Origin of the sequence: Thalassotalea sp. PP2-459, from assembly GCF_001913705.1 — a bacterium.
In the GTDB taxonomy this organism is placed as follows: Bacteria; Pseudomonadota; Gammaproteobacteria; order Enterobacterales; family Alteromonadaceae; genus Thalassotalea_C; species Thalassotalea_C hakodatensis.
Map to the genome: position 1 here is coordinate 86,089 of NZ_MKQD01000037.1, position 17,966 is coordinate 104,054.

Genomic DNA, 17,966 nt, shown 5'->3' on the forward strand with positions numbered 1-17,966 from the left:
AGTACAATAATAAAAGCCAGCGAATTCGCTGGCTTTTTGCTATTCTTTATTAGGTTATTTTTATAAATTAAGGTGTGAATACGTATGGTTAAATACTTTATGATCAGTTTGTTAATAACGCTGGCGGGTTGCGCAAGCAGTCAGTCGAATAGTCAGTTTGACTTTGATCATGGCGTTCATTTTGAACAAACGACCTTAGATGATGGACGACTTAATATTGTTGTTCGTGCACAAGAGAAGGTTCCTTTTAATCGTTTAGCAACTTTTCTGGTTAGAAAATCTTTAGATGTATGTAAATCTTATGGCTTTAAAATTGAAATTTTAAGAGGTGTAGAAGAATATGATGATCGCCTTGCACACCCAAACTATATCCTTCCTTCCTTAGCTGCAAATGTTGAGTGTCCATCGAAATAGACTGTACTTTGTGTACTTCTATCTTAATAGAATTTTTGATGAGTATTAGGCCTTTCATTTTACATAGTTTGATAGGGCACAGGTTCATATAATTAATTACGTCAAAATAAATAAAGCACTTAAGTGGGAAGGGTGTTAATAATCGTAAGGCATTAAAAAAGGGTTGCTAAATAGCAACCCTTTTTTATTTTAATAACATACTAAACCGCTTTAACAGGAATGTACTTAGTACTCATTTCTTCTGTTGGTGGTTCAAAGTTCGTTAAATCGATGCCTTCAACAGCAGCAGTGTACTCGTCCATTGTTGGGAAGCGACCCAATACCGTAGAAAGAACTACAAGTGGTGTTGAACCAAGAAGTGATTCACCCTTTTTCTCAGTTGTATCTGCTACTACACGGCCTTGGAACAAACGTGTTGATGTAGCAATTACAGTATCACCTGGTTCAGCCTTTTCTTGGTTACCCATGCATAAGTTACAGCCTGGGCGCTCAAGATAAAGAATATTGTCATATTTAGTACGTGCTTCACCTTTTGGTTTGTTATCGTCAAAAACAAAACCAGAGTATTTTTCTAATACTTCCCAATCACCTTCTGCTTTTAATTCATCAACAATGTTATAAGTTGGTGGCGCAACAACTAATGGCGCTTTAAATTCAATAGAGCCATTTTTCTTTTCAAGATTACGTAACATTTGTGCAATGATTTGCATGTCACCTTTGTGCACCATACAAGAACCAACAAATCCTAAATCGACAGACTTGTTTTTGTAGTATGAAACAGGGCGAATAACATCATGTGTGTAGCGCTTAGATACGTCTTCGTTGTTTACATCAGGGTCAGCAATCATCGGCTCAGAAATCGCATCTAAATCGACAGTAACTTCGGCATAGTATTTCGCATTATCATCTGGTGATAGAGCAGGTTGAGCGCCTGTTTTAATTTCTTCAATACGTTTGTCTGCTAGCGCCATTAAGCCTGCTAACATACCCGCTTCATTTTCCATACCCTTGTTGATCATGATTTGGATGCGGCTCTTGGCAAGCTCAATTGATTGAATTAGGGTTTCATTGTTTGAGATACAGATAGAAGCTTTCGCTTTCATCTCTGCCGTCCAATCAGTAAACGTAAATGCTTGGTCAGCCATAAGAGTGCCAATGTGTACTTCAATAATACGACCTTGGAATACGTTTTCTCCACCAAATTGTTTAAGCATCTGTGCTTGCGTAGCGTGAACAACATCACGGAAGTCCATGTGCGACTTCATTTTACCTTTAAAGACTACTTTAACAGAATCAGGAATTGGCATTGCTGACTCACCAGTAGCAAGTGCGATAGCAACGGTACCTGAATCAGCACCAAATGCGACACCCTTAGACATACGCGTATGTGAATCACCGCCAATAATAATGGCGCGATCATCTATCGTAATGTCATTTAATACTTTATGGATAACATCCGTCATTGCATGATAAACACCTTTTGGATCACGCGCGGTAATAAGGCCAAAGTTATTCATAAAGCTCATTAACTTAGGAATGTTTGCTTGTGCTTTACTATCCCATACAGATGCTGTGTGACAACCAGACTGGTAAGCACCATCGACTAACGGTGAAATCGTAGAAGCAGCCATTGCTTCTAGTTCCTGACAGGTCATTGGCCCAGTTGTATCTTGAGAACCAACAATATTCACTTTAACACGAACGTTCGAGCCGGCGTGAAGCGGTGTATCAGATATCACACCTACCGCATTGCGGTTAAAGATTTTTTCTACGGCTGTTAAGCCTTGGCCTTCGTGTGAAATTTCTTTTGACGGTGCGTAAACTTGTGGTATATCAATACCTAATGTTGCAGCAGCAAGTGTTTGAAGCTTCTTACCAAAGGTAACCGCATAAGAGCCACCTGCTTTCATGAATTCCATTTTTTGTGGAGTAAACGCAGAAGATACATCGACTAACTCTTCATCACCTTTGTAAAGCTTTTTAGCTTTTGTATCTATAGTTAACACAGTGCCGGTTGCAACTGAGTATGCTTCTTCTAAAATTGGGTCACCATTAGCGTCAGTAACCGTATTACCGTTTGCATCTACTTTCTTCACCCAGTTTTTAAGGTCAAGACCAATACCACCCGTTACATCAACCGTGGTTAAGAAAATAGGCGCTATACCGTTAGTTCCAGCAACAACAGGTGCGATATTAATGAATGGAACGTATGGAGATGCTTGCTCGCCCGCCCAAAGAGCCACGTTATTAACACCTGACATACGTGACGAGCCAACACCCATCGTACCTTTTTCGGCAATAAGCATAACTTTTGCATTAGGGTATTTAGCTTGTAATGCTTTAATTTCATCTTGAGCTTCTGGTGTGATCATACATTTGCCGTGTAATTCACGGTCAGCACGTGAGTGAGCTTGATGACCAGGAGAAAGTAAATCTGTCGAGATATCACCTTCACCAGCGATATAGGTCACAACATCAATTTTTTCGTCAATCTCAGGCAGTTTTGTGAAAAACTCCGCTTTGGCGTAACTTTCTAAAATGTCTTTTGCTATCGTGTTACCTTTTTTGTAAGCAACTTGTAAACGTGAAGTGTCTGCTTCATAGAGGAATACTTGGATTTTTAATACTTCTGCAGCAGGTGTTGAAACAGTTGTATCGTCACTTAATGCTAGATCAAGTAATACTTCAATTGAAGGGCCACCTTTCATATGAGAAAGTAGTTCGAATGCAAATTCCGGTGTAATTTCGGCTACAGATTCTTGGCCGAGAATAATCTCTTTTAAGAATTTTGCTTTTACACCAGCAGCGCTAGTTGTGCCTGGCAATGTATTGTAAATGAAGAAGTTTAATGAATCTTCACGGTGCTCATGGTTTTGATCTTTAATTTGTGCGATGATTTCTGATAATAACTCTGCACTATCGATAGGCTTAGGCGCTAGACCTAAATCGGCCTTACGGCTTTCAATTTCTTTGATATATTCTAAATAAAGACTCATTTAATACTCTCTTTAGCTTTTTAATTTGCCAATAACTTAAAATCAGCAGACAATTAATTGCCTATAGTTTACCTGATTTTTGCCTTACTTCGAATCCCTTGCGGCAATAAACGCCATTCATCATATTTATAGTTAATAGAAACCTTAGTTATAATGGTTGTATTATCCACAAAACAATACAGCTAGCCCGGCTTTATAATTAAGCTACCTTAATCGCTTAGATTTAGATCAGTTAACCATGCTTTTAGCAAGGTAAGGTTACTTAATTTTGTGCGTATTCGTAGTCTGATATACAGTGTTATAATGCTTACTCAGGTAAGTGACGAAACTTTTTAAGAGAATTTCATGAATCATCAAACGAATAACCCATTACATGGCAAAACACTTGAAGCCATTTTAAGAGAACTAGAAGCAAAAATTGGCTGGAAAGCGATGGGAGAAAACGTTGATATACGATGCTTTAATCATGATCCTTCTATTAAATCTAGCTTGAAATTTCTTCGCAGAACACCGTGGGCGAGAGCTAAAGTTGAGGCGATGTATTTAAAAGTCTTTCATGGTTTTAGTTGGCCTAATACCAATACGCATTAGAAATTAATCACTTAGCGAGAGTTCAAAGGCTAGAGATAAGGCATTGATTACAGATAATGGTTATTCAGGAGAACGATCTCCTGCGTTTTCTAATAGGCCACATCCATGTAATGTCAGTATTAAAATCAATAACAAAACATTTAGTTGCTTATTAAACATCAACTGTATAGGTTTTATTTTTAAATAAGTGTATATGTTAGGTTGCTAGGTATTGGTTTATTGTATGCATCATAAATTATGAACCATCGCTGGAACCTGTAATGGAATTACTCGCGCTTGTACTTTTTATTCTGTCATCTTCTGGAACGCCAGGGCCGAATAATGTGATGTTATTAACCTCTGGTGTAAATCATGGCTTTCGTAAAAGCCTTGCTCATGTGCTAGGTATTAATATTGGCTTTCCAGTTATGGTCATAGCGGTAGGCTTTGGTTTGGTTACGTTGTTTAGGCAATTTCCAAATATATACTTAATGATTAAAATCATCGGGATCTTATACTTATTATTTTTAGCTTATAAAATTGCCATGCTACCTGTTGAGTTTACTGCTAAAGAGAAAAAGCGGCCTTTTACCTTTATGCAAGCAGCTACGTTTCAGTGGGTTAACCCAAAAGCTTGGGTGATGGCGGTTAGCGCTATTATTGCTTTCACTTCATCCGCAAGTAGCGAAAATACGGAAGTGTTCTATATTGCAGCAGCATATTTAGTTTTTGGTTTACCTTGTTCATTATTTTGGCTAAGTATGGGATCTGGATTACAAACGGTGCTAAAAAAGCCTACATTCATTACTTGGTTTAATCGCTTTATGGCACTGATTTTAGTGTTGTCTATTGTGCCTATGATTGAATCAACGATAGTCATTTAGCTATTCAGTGTGGCGTATTTGCACTTTCTGTGTAGTTTAATCACAGAAAGTGCAAGACGTTGATAGAAAGGTTTACCCACCGACGGTAAGTTTTCCACCTTTCCCTAGACCACCTTCAACTTGTTGCGCTTTGTAGTTACGCAATGCCTTAACCATATGATTATATGAATCAGCGAATGCTGCGGTAATGACTTTACCTTCTGGTGTATCACTGTAACCACCAGCACCAACTAGGGCGCCAAAGAAACCTAGACCAAATGCTTTAAAGTCCCAGTTTTTCGCATTACCGACAGAAGACGATACTTGTACACCTGAGCGGTTATCAACTAATAATAATGTAGTGGCTGCTTCGTTACTTTTAGCTCCACCAATAAGTAAGCCGCCAATACCGCCAACTAGACCACCTAAGCCGCCTGTACCTTTTTCACTAAACTGAATAGAAGGTTGCATGGTATAATCAGCTGCTACCATTTGGCCTTTACCAAAGTTACTATTACTGCGTAATTCGCCAGAGTTCATTAGCTCACGTTCTTTGTTTACCGCAGCCATTGCTTTACCACGCTCTACTAACACAAAGCAATTTGACTGTTGGATCATGGTGCGTAATACAGGGAGCGTACTGCCTAAATTAGGATAATGACGTTTATAATACCCCCACCAATCTTGGTGCGTATCTTCAAAAACAGACAAAGTACCCAGTGTTTGTGTACAATTTTCTAAGCTACTATTTTGTCCTGACGATTCGCCGCCAGCAGCACCACCTGAGACAGTATTCCCTGATGACCCCCCCATAGAAGGACCTGTACTCATACAGCCAGCTAAACCAATACCCAACGCTAGAGAAAATACTACTGTGTTTAAGGCTTTCTTCATAAAAACTCCATTCATTTACTTCCAACAACTCAAGAGAGCACCTTGGTCACGTTAGGTGGCTCCTTAAAAAACTGTACTTATATTAGCGTTAATTGTTATTCCTTCGCTAGTTATTTTTTAACATAATCAGTAATTTCAGGTGATAAATGTACTCAAGCCATTAGACGAGAAGCTATCTGTTTATAACTAAACGAATAAAGGCACAGCTTGTATAATTAGCCAAAGAATCGCGACTAAAAACATAAAAATTCGAGGGGTTTTAAACGTTACCTACGTACACCAGTGGAAAATAAGTGAGTATTGTTACTGTTATGTTGGCTAGAAATGCTTATTTGCCTATTTTATTTTTGAGTTTTTTCATGTGCGCTTTAAACGCTTTATCGAATTCAGACAAACCACAAGCAAAACTCTCTCGTGATGTTAACCCTTCCATGCCAATGAATGATAAATCACGATCTACATAGCAAGTGCCATTTTCACCTTTAATTATGTTAATACCTGAGCCGAGCTGCTGAGTAGCCATTTTACGTTTTTCAGACTCATCAATCGTTACGGTTGAGTGAGGAACCAGTGCCGGCTTAGGATTAAAGATTGATCCTTTTGCTTGACCGTCCCTTAGTCGTGTAAGGTTTTCGAACATTGCTTGATCACGCTTTTCATTGATTGCTTTTATGGCACTAAATGTTTTTGTGCTTAAAGGGGACTCCAGAACCTTTTTCTTTTCAAGCATCTTATCTGGGTTACTAGCTATCGCTGGCAAAGATTGACTTTTTTCTTGTTTAACAGTTGTAGAGGTTGGAATATCGGCTTTAGGTGTAACAGATACATCAGCAACACGTTTTTTAGTAGTTTCGGTTACGCGTTTATTATCTTTTTTTATTTGAGCACTTTTAGCAGGTTGCTCAGAAGGCTTTAACGGCGTTTCTTTTACTTGTGGTCGTCGATATAAATAACTTTTTATTGGTTTTACTTGGTCAATGGTTTTATCAATACTCACCTTTGCTTGACTAACCACCCATAATAAAATCAGGTGAATAGCTATGGAGAATAATAAAGCTGGATAAATTCCTTTTAACACTATTTACATTATCGTTAATTACACTGTAACGATAGACCCCCTTGTTGAGTCTTAGTTCCAGATAATAATGAATTTTTTAGTTTTCTGTGTTTTAAGTCAGTGATAATAATCTAAAAAATTATATAGGGCTGATGATGTTAATAACGTGCTTATTTTTAGCTGATATTCATCGAAAACTAAAATGGCATTTTTGTGTCAAGAAAACGTCAATAACCAGCTTTTCATGTAGTAATTACATATGATAGTAGCGCGTTAAAGACGTTTTTCCTCTATACTTATATTACTCATTCACCGCGTGAGAAAGCGATGGAATACGATTTTATTCATGATCCTATTACAGGACAGGCGACAGCCAACTTTTCTTTAGACCACCAATTATTAGGGCCTTGGCTAGAAACTGAAATTGGCAGTGATGTTGATAAATTATCAAATATATTAAGTGCAATTAAACGTATTGAGCAAGGCAAAGAACAAGAATTAATGTTTATGGGGAGTGAATACACACTAACGCTGAACAGCCAAGATGCCGAGGTAAACACGAACGTGATGCTTAATGGTGAAGTGATTATGCCAGATGAACTAGCGGTTGATGCGTTACAGTTTGACTTTCAAGAAGGAGTGAGTTGCGGCGTTGATGATTTACGCTATATATTATTGTCTTGGGAGCAGTTTATCAAAACTAACTAAAATCAAATTGAATTATCTCATTTTATTTAATGATATTGTCATCACAATAACAATAAGTTAACAAAAAATGTGTTGTACGTGAGTGTGGTATTCAGCTATATACTGCGATTTAAGCGTATGTTGAACTGTAAATCGTGATGATACATTCCTTGCCTTTTCTGTTTTATTTATCATTTCAACCTTCGTTGTCAACATTATAGTGTTGAACCTGAAAGAGAAATAAATGTAACTATTTGACAATAGTGGTAATACTGTTCATCTTATATTCTCATGTCTTACGATTAATTAATCTGTGGATTTTAGCAATCATGAGATAATATCCGCAGATTTTGCTATGTTTTTTAAAGTATTCAAATAAAGTTGAAGCGTTTAATGGGTACTGTTTAAAACGGTGTGAATACTATAATCAGCATATAGGCAATTATGCCAATGCAGGAGGTCATCTTTTAATGTTTTTAAAAACAATATTAAAGCGTCAGTTTTTATTGATTGTTATCTTACTTTCTCAGCAAAGCTATGCTTTAGATTCACACCCGCTTGATACTCAAACCTATGCTGAAAAATTTACGACGGAACTTGTCACAAATGATATTAATGTTCCTTGGGGTATGGTGCAATTGCCAAGTGGCGAACTGTTAGTAACAGAACGCAGTGGAACCTTATATCTTGTTGTTCCTTCAACAGGTAAAAAACATACCATATCTGGGTTGCCTCCTATTGATGCAAATGGGCAAGGAGGTTTACTTGATATTGCTTTACATCCAAATTATCAAAAACACCCTTGGCTTTATTTTACTTATGCAAGTCCGGCTGGTAAGCCTGAAGGAAGTCATACCGCATTAGCTCGTGCTAAATTGTCAGCAAATAAGCAAGCACTTGTTGATGTGGAGGTGCTTTATAAAGCAACAGAGAACACAACTCGTGGCCAACATTATGGTAGTAGAATTGCCTTTGATGCTCACGGTTATGTGTATTTTTCAATTGGAGATCGTGGCGCTCGTGATGAAAATCCGCAAGATTTAACTCGTGATGCAGGAAAAATCCTCCGCTTACATCTTGATGGGCAGGTGCCTGAAGATAATCCTTTTGTAAGCAATAGCAAGGCAAAGGCTGCCGTTTATAGTTATGGTCATAGGAACCCTCAAGGGTTAGTTTACCGATATGATACTCAACAGCTCTGGTCGCATGAACATGGACCTCGAGGGGGGGATGAACTAAATTTAATCGAAAAAGGTGGTAATTATGGTTGGCCTGTTGTTAGTCATGGCGTTAATTACAATGGCACTATTTTTACACAATTGACCGAAAAGGAAGGAATGGTTCAACCGAAATTATACTGGAAGCCGTCAATAGCACCTTCTGCCTTTATTCATGTGTCCACAGATGTTTTTCCTCGTTTAAAAGGGAAGCTATTATTAGGTTCGATGAAGTTTGGGTATATTGTCGCTATTGAGATGAATGAACAACAAAGTATTAGCCAATACCAGTTATTAAAAGGTGTAGGGCGAGTTAGAAGTCTGCTTCAAGGTCATGATGGCAATATTTATATCGGCTTAGATGGTGAAGGTGTTCATAAAATTGTCGCATCAAAAACGGAATAAGTATAAAAGGATTTAACCATGAGTGAATTAACGTTAACGCAAAAGGTGAGAAAGCGTAATATTATTGCGTTATGTTTTTTTGCATTGTTAGCAACGTTATCATATGCACTTACAAGTAATGTTATTAAACAACAGCAGCATGATGCGCGTATTATTAATGTTGCTGGAATGCAACGTATGTTGTCACAAAAAATAGCATTGCACATTCATGAATATTCAAGGTCCGTAGAGAAGAACCAAGACGCACCGAACATCACTCAACTTCTGCAAGCCGCAACCTTAAAAATCAATGAAAACCAGCAGTTCCTAACAAATACTATTTTAGCGAATGATGATTTGTTTTCTGAAAAATTAACTCGGTTTTATTTTGATCCCCCTTTAGATCTTAATAAACGAATCACCCTCTTAAATAAACATGTTTCGGCGGTATTAGCATTACGAAATATAGATGAAATTAACGCCTATATTGCAACATATCTACCAGCTCAAATGATAGAAAATTTACTTAGTGACTTAAACAAAACTGTCACTTTAATTGAGCAACAAGCACAAGAAAGAGTCGCGCTAACCATTAAATTAAAAACAGTCACCTGGTTCCTTAGTATTGGCGCGCTCATTATTGCTTACATTGTCTTATTTAGACCTACTCAGAAAGCACTTAAAAAAAATTATACTGAGCTATTACAGGCTAAAAATGAGAGTGCTGAGTATCAATTTGCTATCAACCGCCATGCTGTTGTTTACAAAATTGATCAGCAAGGTCTGTTAACTTATGTAAACCAAAATTTCTTGAAATTCTACGGCTATCAAGAACATGAATCGATAGGTTTAAATGTTTTTTCTATTTGCTCTGAAGACTACTCTAAGGAAGCTTTTTCAACAATTTTTGCAACCTGTCTTAAAGAAGGCTATTGGCATGGACAGTCGATTAATATAGATAAAAAAGGTCGAATTTTATGGTTTGATACCACCATAGTAGCGTTGAAAAACGAACATGATGAGCAAGGTAAGATTGAAAACTTTATTGTTATTCAAAATGACATAGCAGAGCAGAAAAAAACAGAATTAGCTCTTAGTGAACTACATCGTATCACCTCAAACACTTCACTTACTTTTGATAAAAAAATTACAGAGTTGCTTACTTTAGGAAGTAAATTGTTTAATTTACCGTTCGGCATTTTAAGTGAAATAAAAGAAGATCAATACACTATTCTTCACTGTATATCACCGAATGGAGAATTAGCATCTGGTGCTCAGTTTAGTTTTGATGATACATACTGCTGGCATACCTACTTAGCTAACGAACCTAAAGCTTTTCATCATGTTGGCGAAAGTGAAATACGTGAACATCCCTGTTATGAAAACTTTTCTTTAGAAAGTTATATAGGTGTACCAATATATGTTGAAGAAAAACGTTTCGGTACACTAAATTTTTCAAGCCCTGAACCGGCAGAACATCCATTTAGTGAGCAAGAACTAGAGCTGATCCAACTTATCGGCAATTGGGTAGGTGCAGAATATACACGACAATTGCAACAAAAACGTATGCTAGAGCAACAAAGAATGATGGAGCAAATGGCACATCAAGCTCGTATTGGTGCATGGGAAGTTGATGTAATCAATGAAACTTTACATTGGTCAGCAATGACAAAAATGATCCATGAAGTGAGTGATAATTATCAGCCAAATTTGCATACCGCCATTGAGTTTTATAAAAAAGGGGATAGTAGAGACCGTATTGAAGAAGCATTACAAACTGTTACTGAAAAAGGTGGCTCGTTTAATGTTGAGTGTCAAATTGTTACGGCAACAGGGCAAGAAATATGGGTTGTAGCCCGTGGTACTGCTGAGCACACAAACGGAACTTGCGTTAGAGTGTTTGGCTCTATCCAAGATGTATCAGAGCGTGTGCGCGCGGCAGAAGAAATTAAAGGTTTTAATCAGCGGATGACACTGGCAGCCGATTCTGCAGGTATTGGTGTTTGGGAATATGATGTCGTGAATAATGTACTGAAGTGGGATGATTGGATGTGCAAACTATATGCCATTGATCGTAATACATTTTCAGGCGGCATTGAGGTTTGGGAAAACAGTATTCACCCAGACGATAAAGCACGTGTTCAGGAAGCATTTAACAAATCAAATATCGCCGATCAAAAACTTGAAATTCAGTTTAAAATCATTTGGCCATCAGGTGAGGTAAGACACATTCAAGCGGCTGCTCTCGCATTAGTTGATATAAACGGTAATACAAAAGCATTAATTGGGGTGAATTACGACATTACAGAACGCGTTGAAAATGAAATAGCACTTACGCAAGCTAAACTTCAAGCGGAGTCTGCAGCCAATGCCAAAAATGAGTTTCTTGCCAGTATGAGTCACGAAATTCGCACACCCATGAATGGCGTGATAGGGATGTTAGATCTATTACAAGATACCAAGCTTGATATCGATCAAAGTCAGCGGGTTAGAATCGCGCAAGAAAGTGCTAACTCTTTATTAACGTTAATTAATGATATTTTAGATTTTTCAAAAGTTGATGCAGGAAAGCTAGATTTAGAACATATTTCTTTCAATATAATTGACACGCTTACCAGCTTTATTCGTTCTATGTCTCTGCAAGCACAACAGAAAGGGCTTGAATTAATCTTGGATGCAACAGAGGTCGAGCAATGTTTAGTGATGGGCGATCCTAATCGTATTCGTCAAATTTTGATAAATTTAGTCGCAAACGCGATTAAATTTACCGAACAAGGTGAAGTAGTTGTCAGTGTAGCCCTTAATGAAGCCACGGATACAGATTATAAATTAACGATATCGGTAAAAGATACCGGTATTGGCATACCGACAGAACGCCAAACAAAGTTATTTAATGTATTCGAACAATTAGATGCATCAACTACTCGCCAGTATGGCGGTACAGGCTTAGGTTTAGCAATCGTGAAAAAGCTTTGTCTACAAATGAAAGGAGATATTCGAGTTGTCAGTGAGCATGATCAAGGAAGCGAGTTTATTTGCCACTTATTGTTAAACAAAGCGACAGATACATTACCGGTAAAACCCGCGAGTACTAAGATAAATTCAGTGTTAGTTGTCGATAAAAATCGTACCGCAGGCGAGGTGCTTTGTCGTCAATTAAACCATTGGCAGATCAATACGCAGTATGCTGCAGATGGAAATCAAGCAATAAAGATGTGCGAGCAACTTGTTGCATTTGAAAAGCCGCTATTTGATGTAATATTAATCGATGTTGAATTATCACAAGTTGATGGACGTCATCTTATTGAACGGTTAGACGCGGATAGTCGCTTTGATGCCGTAAATATCATTATTATGACACCTGTGAATATGCCAAGTATTGTTAGTCCTTTTATGGCTTTGAATGTACACCAACACATCACAAAACCAGTGACAACAGATGCTCTTTTATCAATTGTTAATGCTGACAATAAAGATGTTGATAATGAGCTGATTAACACGGCTTCTCATGATGAGGAACACACTGACGTTTCGAATAAACCAAATTCTGAGGTTTGTAATCCCCGCGTATTATTAGTCGAAGATAACCGTATCAACCAAGCGGTTGCCAAAGGCGTATTAACTAAATTGGGTATTGAATGTGAGGTTGCACAACATGGCGTGGAAGCTTTAGCGACATTAAAAAGTTTTGATAATGACTACTTTCAGTTGATTTTGATGGACTGCCAAATGCCGGAAATGGACGGTTATCAAGCTACGGAGGCGATACGTGCAGGAGAGGCAGGTATGACCTACCAAACGATTCCTATCGTTGCGATGACAGCTAACGCAATGAAAGGAGACCGAGAAAAATGCTTAGCTGCAGGAATGGATGAGTATATCACCAAACCGATAAACCAAAACAAGGTGAAATCGGTTCTCTCGCAATACGTTTCTACCGTTGAATAAAGTGTATTAATTTAGAGTAAATACTATTAAGCACTCGCTTGTAATTCAATGCTTTCTTCTAATAGGTCGAGGTAATCCTCTTGATCGAAATCTAAACAGCACAAAACATCTTCTTTAATCGCTTCCCAATCAGGTGCATCGCGGAAATGCTTTTGCTGAAAAACAAGATTCTCTGCCATTTTTAAAATAGCAAAATAGACTTGTTGGGAACGACTTTGAGACGTTGAAAGAAATTGACGGTCATGATGGCATAAAATTAACTGACAAATTTCTTTTGGTAAACGCCAAGATTTAGCAACATAATAACCGATTGTGGCATGGTTAACGCGAAAAATGTCATCTTCGATGACGGTTAAGGTTTTACTGGGTGTATTAAAAGCCTGTTGATAAACTTCTGGGTAATTTGGGTACTTCATTGCCATAACAGGAATACCACAATCGTGAAATAATCCTAACGAAAACAACTTATCAGTAGAAACGGCTAATTTTATTTTTTTGCCAATATTAACTGAGGTACTAGCAATATTTTGAGCATTATCCCAAAACTCCTCTAAGGCTATACTAGAATCATTTTGACTAAAGCACCGTTGCATTAAAATATTAGTCACTAACGTTGAAATGCCAGTTAAACCAATAAACTTGGTTGCTTTATTGATATCAGAAATAGAGCGGGCTAAACCATAAATAGGTGAATTAATGGTTTTGATCACGGTAGAGGAAACAGCAACATCTTGAGAAATAATGGATGCAACTTGATTAATATCAGGTTCATCTGCTGCAATAACACGTTGTAAACGTAGCAGCAACTCAGGTTGAGGCGGTACTGAAAACCCACGTTTTATATCCGCTAATACTTTTTCATCGACTTCTAGCATAATATTGATCTTTTGTTATTGTTCTTGTTTTCGTTATGCTTCCCATACATTATGATGGGAATGAAAATTAACGCTTTGTTTAAAAAAACGACACTTTACTATCGCTCAAATTGTTAAAATAAACAATGCAAATTTTAAGTATCTCTTTTAAACAGCCAATAAAAGTAACCATAAAAATGAAAACATCTAACAGAAAATTCAATCGTACTAACTTTTTAACCGCACTGATTATGTTGTGTAGCTTAAGCTTTTCAGCGGTGGCAAATGAGCTTTCATGGCAGGTAAAGCAATTACCCAATGAACCTTCTTTGCGTGGTAGCGCTATGGTTGATGGGAAAATGTGGGTGACTGGTACAAACAAAAGTGTGTTTATCAGTGAAGATCAAGGAAATACTTGGCTTGATAAGTCAGTTAATACTGAGCAATTGTTAGACTTTAGAGACATTGAAGTATTTGATAAACAAACCGCCATTATTATGAGCGTGGGCTCAGGGAAAGATTCTAAACTATTGAAAACTAATGATGGAGGAGATAGTTGGCACTTACTATACCAAAATGAAGATGAGCAAGGCTTTTTTGATTCCATTGGTTTTTGGGATAATCAAGTGGGTTTATTATTAGGTGATCCCGTTGATGGTTATTACGTTGTCAAAAAAACGCAAGACGGTGGAAAAACGTGGCGACGCATCGCAAAAACTAAACTCCCTTTGCTTCTCAACAATGAAGCAGCATTTGCTGCTTCTGGTAATACTTTACTCGTTGGCGAGCAAGGGAAAGCTTGGATCACAACTGGTGGCTTTTCTGCATCTGTCTATGTTTCTCATGATTGGGGCGAATCATGGCAACGTCAATCTGTTCCACTGTATCAAGCAACACAAACAGCAGGTGGTTACGGATTGGCGTTAAATCATCATCAACAATTGTTTGTTCTCGGTGGTGATTATCAACAGCGCCCTAAAGCCTATGCCAACATTGCACGTTTTGAAAAACAGTGGCAATTAGTCAATGCAGGGCAAAGAGGCCTGAGAACTGCAATGAGCTGTTCTGAACGACTGTGTATCGCTACAGGAAAAACAGGCAGTGATTTGTCTTTTGATCAAGGCAAAAAATGGCAAGCCTTTGATAATGAAAATGCTGAGCAAGGCGATAAAGGTTTTTATACACTGGCAAATGAAGGTGAAATGTTTATTGCCGCAGGTGCGAAGGGCAAAGTAGGTGTTATTCGCGTTAAACCATAGTGCCATGAATTGTGCTGCGAAATATCTCGCAGCACTAATGTGACATCATTCAATTTTTTCTGCTTACAATATTGGTTTGCTTCCGCTGTTTTTGCCTCGCTGACAACTCAAGAGCTAGGGCAAGTAAACTTGCCAAAATGGTTGTAATGAATAAAAACTCTTTATTTACTGTTTGATCTGAGACTTTAATTACAATGTCAGTAGTACGCTGTGCTTGCTGTTGCGCTGTATCTACAATTAACGAGAATGTAAGATTAATATCGCTTGATATTTTAGGCGCTTGAAATGATATTTTATTGTCGCGAGTTGTGAAATTAACCTTAGGGCCAGTGAGTTGTTGCCAAGAGTAATCTATTGGTTGTCTTTTGCCACCATCAACCACGGCAACTAAGGTTACTTTTTTGCCTGAAAAAGCGTTGTAAGTATTAATGCTCTTTATATGTATAGCAGCCGCATTGTTTTTAATGTGCGACTTTTTTAAACTGCTCTGCTGATATTGATTAAGCAAAAAAGCACCGATGGTGATCGCCATTAGTATTCCAAATAACATACCAAAAATTCGTAATAGGTGGTGGTGATAAAATTCGTTAATAGTGTTTATTTTGTTCATATATTTCCTACTGTGATGATTCTTGTTATGAAGAGGTAAATGTTTAATAGGGACCAAAAATGTTTTCTGGTGCATACCAAAAACTGCGCCAAAGGTTGTTACCGTGTATATAGTAAACATCGTCAAGATTAAAGATTGCTCTATCATCTAATGATGAAGGGAAGTGTGGGGTGACATTCAAAGAATTATTAAACGCAGATACATTCCCAATGTGGTGTAATTGAGCACCAGTGTTTTTATTCGTTATTTCTATTAACGTTAGAAAGTTTTCTTTAGTCCAAGTTTCTATATTGGTATTTTTTTGTTGCTCGCTTTTTACTTGCCATCTTTCCATAGGAATGCCAAAGCGATGACGTTCGTTAGGTTCACTTACGTGATGCGCGAGTGCAAGATAATTGAATTCAACAGGAGTGAAAGCTGCTGGCTGTGTAAAAGAGGCGATGACTCTAGGTGAATTAATGTTACTGACATCGAAAAGGCTAATTTTCGACCCTTGCACTATCGACGTTTGATCGTTCGTGTGAGTATTCTCAATTTGACTTTCTGGAGTATTTTGTTCTATGCCTAGTAAAAGTTCAGTTGAAATGGGGTGTAGATATGATAAACCGCTAGGTATGCTGAGAGTTCCACTAATATACGGTGCGTTTGGATTTGATAAGTTGACAAGATAGATAGGATCGCTTGCTAAAGACGTCATAATGTAGGCTAAATTATTATCAAAACGAACCGCTTTTATATTTTGCTGCACACTGTGATCAAGAGGACTTACTCCTATCTTTTGGGGCTGAGTATCATTGGGTAACCGCGCAATAATGTTAAGGGCTTTTTGCTGGCTATTTATGGGTTCCTGTAAAATAAATAATTGATGTTCAAAGCCTGTATTTTCATTTCCTTCAGTAGTAACAACGCGTAACATCGACTGGAACTCACTGAACCGTAAGTTCTCGTTTAATTCGCCAAAACCACCGGGTAGTGCAACAGAACCACGATAACCAAGTTCTTGTTCTTTAAATGAAAACTTATGAATGACAGATGTTTTTGCATTGTTGATATGTTTTTTTGTGTTGTATAAGTACATGGCTTTTTTCGAAGTATATACACCTTGAATATCACTATTAATGCACCGTGATGTGATTGACTCTGGTTTATTAATATCAATTACAGTCAATGTTGTTATTCCATCAAAACCATCGTCATCGTTACTTGTTGCAGAAATAAAACATTGATCAGATGTTACTAGTGGTGAGCTGATACCTTGATCATTGGTTATTTGGGGGAGAATATCTGCTATCGGGGTTGAGTAGATTTTTCGATAATTAGCAAGGTGTTCAGCGTCGTTGTTTGCAAGTGGCAGCCCAGGAATATAAGGGGAGAAACTACTTAGAAAGTACAGCTTATTACCAATTTTTCTGCTATCAATAATGCGTCCGTCAACGGTAAAAGTATGTTGCAATATCGCTTGTTCAGGTGACGAAATATCAAGGATAGACAGGTGGGATCTGTGTCCTACAGGAAAAAATGACGCTTTTTCAGGGGTATTTTTACTTGCGTAACCTGCATAGTGTTGTTGATTGCTAAAAGCTGCTAATCGATTATCGGTGATATATATACCATTAATTACGGCATCTTTTAACATCAGTGGAACGTAAATAATTGGCGTGATATCGCCTTGTTGATATGTCGATAAAATTTTAATACCTGGTGCTGATTCATCAGTTGATTGATCGTTATAGTGTGGGTTAGTTGCGATAAATATATATTGATCATTTTGTTTTATTCGATCGCCTGCGAAGGTAGTATTTTTTATTGCCGATGATGAATAACGTAAAGAGGTTACTGCGTGTTTTTCATTATATATTGGTACTAAAGGGTATTTATTCCTCGCTTTACTTCTTAAATAAATACCGTTTCGTAAATGACGTTGAAAAGTATGACGATCTACTTTTTTTAATGGCGTTGTTGAGTTTTCCAATGCATTTAACGGCGGGATTGCGTGAATATTTTGTGTCACGATAATGTCTGCTTTGTCTGAGTTGCAGCCAAGAACACAGAGACACAGTGTAAAAAGAGTAACTTTCAATGTCATCATGTTGTTCCTTATCGAATACTATGCATTATTGAATTACTATGAATGAAGTTAAGGTGAACTGCTGTTGCCAATTGCTATTAAATGTAATCAGGTGTAATCGCCGCTAGTATTTGTTGGCTTCTGT

Annotated in this window: 12 protein-coding genes and 1 pseudogene; 7 read left to right on the forward strand and 6 right to left on the reverse strand. The window is 37.6% G+C overall.

Going from position 1 to position 17,966, the window contains the following annotated elements; all coding sequences use genetic code 11:
• Positions 1–84: 84 nt before the first annotated feature.
• A complete protein-coding gene (locus BI291_RS08425) occupies positions 85–414 on the forward strand; it encodes a hypothetical protein (protein ID WP_074498307.1) in 330 nt (109 codons plus the stop codon).
• A gap of 200 nt (positions 415–614) precedes the next feature.
• On the opposite strand, the gene BI291_RS08430 is transcribed toward BI291_RS08425, so the two are convergent.
• Complete coding sequence (locus tag BI291_RS08430; RefSeq protein ID WP_074498308.1) at positions 615–3,410, reverse strand: bifunctional aconitate hydratase 2/2-methylisocitrate dehydratase; 2,796 nt, start codon at positions 3,408–3,410, stop codon at positions 615–617.
• Between the two features lie 345 nt (positions 3,411–3,755).
• Between BI291_RS08430 and BI291_RS08435 the strand changes: the two are divergent.
• Together BI291_RS08435 and BI291_RS08440 are read left to right on the forward strand one after the other, a co-directional pair.
• Positions 3,756–3,956 (forward strand): annotated as a pseudogene (locus BI291_RS08435) (VF530 family DNA-binding protein); the annotation flags it as partial.
• A 305-nt stretch (positions 3,957–4,261) separates the two neighbouring features.
• Positions 4,262–4,864, forward strand: a complete 603-nt coding sequence (locus tag BI291_RS08440) for a LysE family translocator (protein ID WP_074498310.1) — start codon at positions 4,262–4,264, stop codon at positions 4,862–4,864.
• 72 nt (positions 4,865–4,936) lie between these two features.
• On the opposite strand, the gene BI291_RS08445 is transcribed toward BI291_RS08440, so the two are convergent.
• Positions 4,937–5,737 carry a CsgG/HfaB family protein gene (locus BI291_RS08445; RefSeq protein WP_074498311.1) on the reverse strand — a complete coding sequence of 267 codons (801 nt, stop codon included), beginning with the start codon at positions 5,735–5,737 and terminating at the stop codon, positions 4,937–4,939.
• Positions 5,738–6,065: 328 nt separating this feature from the next.
• Positions 6,066–6,815, reverse strand: a complete 750-nt coding sequence (locus BI291_RS08450) for a hypothetical protein (protein ID WP_074498312.1) — start codon at positions 6,813–6,815, stop codon at positions 6,066–6,068.
• Positions 6,816–7,121: 306 nt separating this feature from the next.
• Here BI291_RS08450 and BI291_RS08455 point away from each other — a divergent pair, with 306 nt between their 5' ends.
• The 3 genes from BI291_RS08455 (at position 7,122) to BI291_RS08465 (ending at position 13,030) form a co-directional block, all read left to right on the forward strand.
• Positions 7,122–7,502: a YacL family protein gene (locus BI291_RS08455; RefSeq protein WP_074498313.1), complete on the forward strand. Its 381-nt coding sequence runs from the start codon at positions 7,122–7,124 to the stop codon at positions 7,500–7,502.
• A 449-nt stretch (positions 7,503–7,951) separates the two neighbouring features.
• A complete protein-coding gene (locus BI291_RS08460) occupies positions 7,952–9,103 on the forward strand; it encodes a PQQ-dependent sugar dehydrogenase (RefSeq protein WP_074498314.1) in 1,152 nt (383 codons plus the stop codon).
• Between the two features lie 18 nt (positions 9,104–9,121).
• Positions 9,122–13,030 (forward strand): response regulator, encoded by a 3,909-nt coding sequence (locus BI291_RS08465; RefSeq protein ID WP_074498315.1) that lies wholly within the window; start codon positions 9,122–9,124, stop codon positions 13,028–13,030.
• Positions 13,031–13,056: 26 nt separating this feature from the next.
• Here the strand turns inward: BI291_RS08465 and BI291_RS08470 are convergent, their stop codons facing one another.
• On the reverse strand, positions 13,057–13,905 hold the full coding sequence (locus BI291_RS08470; RefSeq protein WP_074498316.1) for an HDOD domain-containing protein: 849 nt from the start codon (positions 13,903–13,905) through the stop codon (positions 13,057–13,059).
• A 176-nt stretch (positions 13,906–14,081) separates the two neighbouring features.
• Here BI291_RS08470 and BI291_RS08475 point away from each other — a divergent pair, with 176 nt between their 5' ends.
• On the forward strand, positions 14,082–15,143 hold the full coding sequence (locus tag BI291_RS08475) for a YCF48-related protein (RefSeq protein ID WP_074498343.1): 1,062 nt from the start codon (positions 14,082–14,084) through the stop codon (positions 15,141–15,143).
• A gap of 49 nt (positions 15,144–15,192) precedes the next feature.
• Here the strand turns inward: BI291_RS08475 and BI291_RS08480 are convergent, their stop codons facing one another.
• Together BI291_RS08480 and BI291_RS08485 are read right to left on the reverse strand one after the other, a co-directional pair.
• Positions 15,193–15,753 carry a hypothetical protein gene (locus tag BI291_RS08480; protein ID WP_074498317.1) on the reverse strand — a complete coding sequence of 187 codons (561 nt, stop codon included), beginning with the start codon at positions 15,751–15,753 and terminating at the stop codon, positions 15,193–15,195.
• Between the two features lie 43 nt (positions 15,754–15,796).
• Positions 15,797–17,842 carry a beta-propeller domain-containing protein gene (locus BI291_RS08485; RefSeq protein WP_083601973.1) on the reverse strand — a complete coding sequence of 682 codons (2,046 nt, stop codon included), beginning with the start codon at positions 17,840–17,842 and terminating at the stop codon, positions 15,797–15,799.
• Positions 17,843–17,966 lie beyond the last annotated feature (124 nt).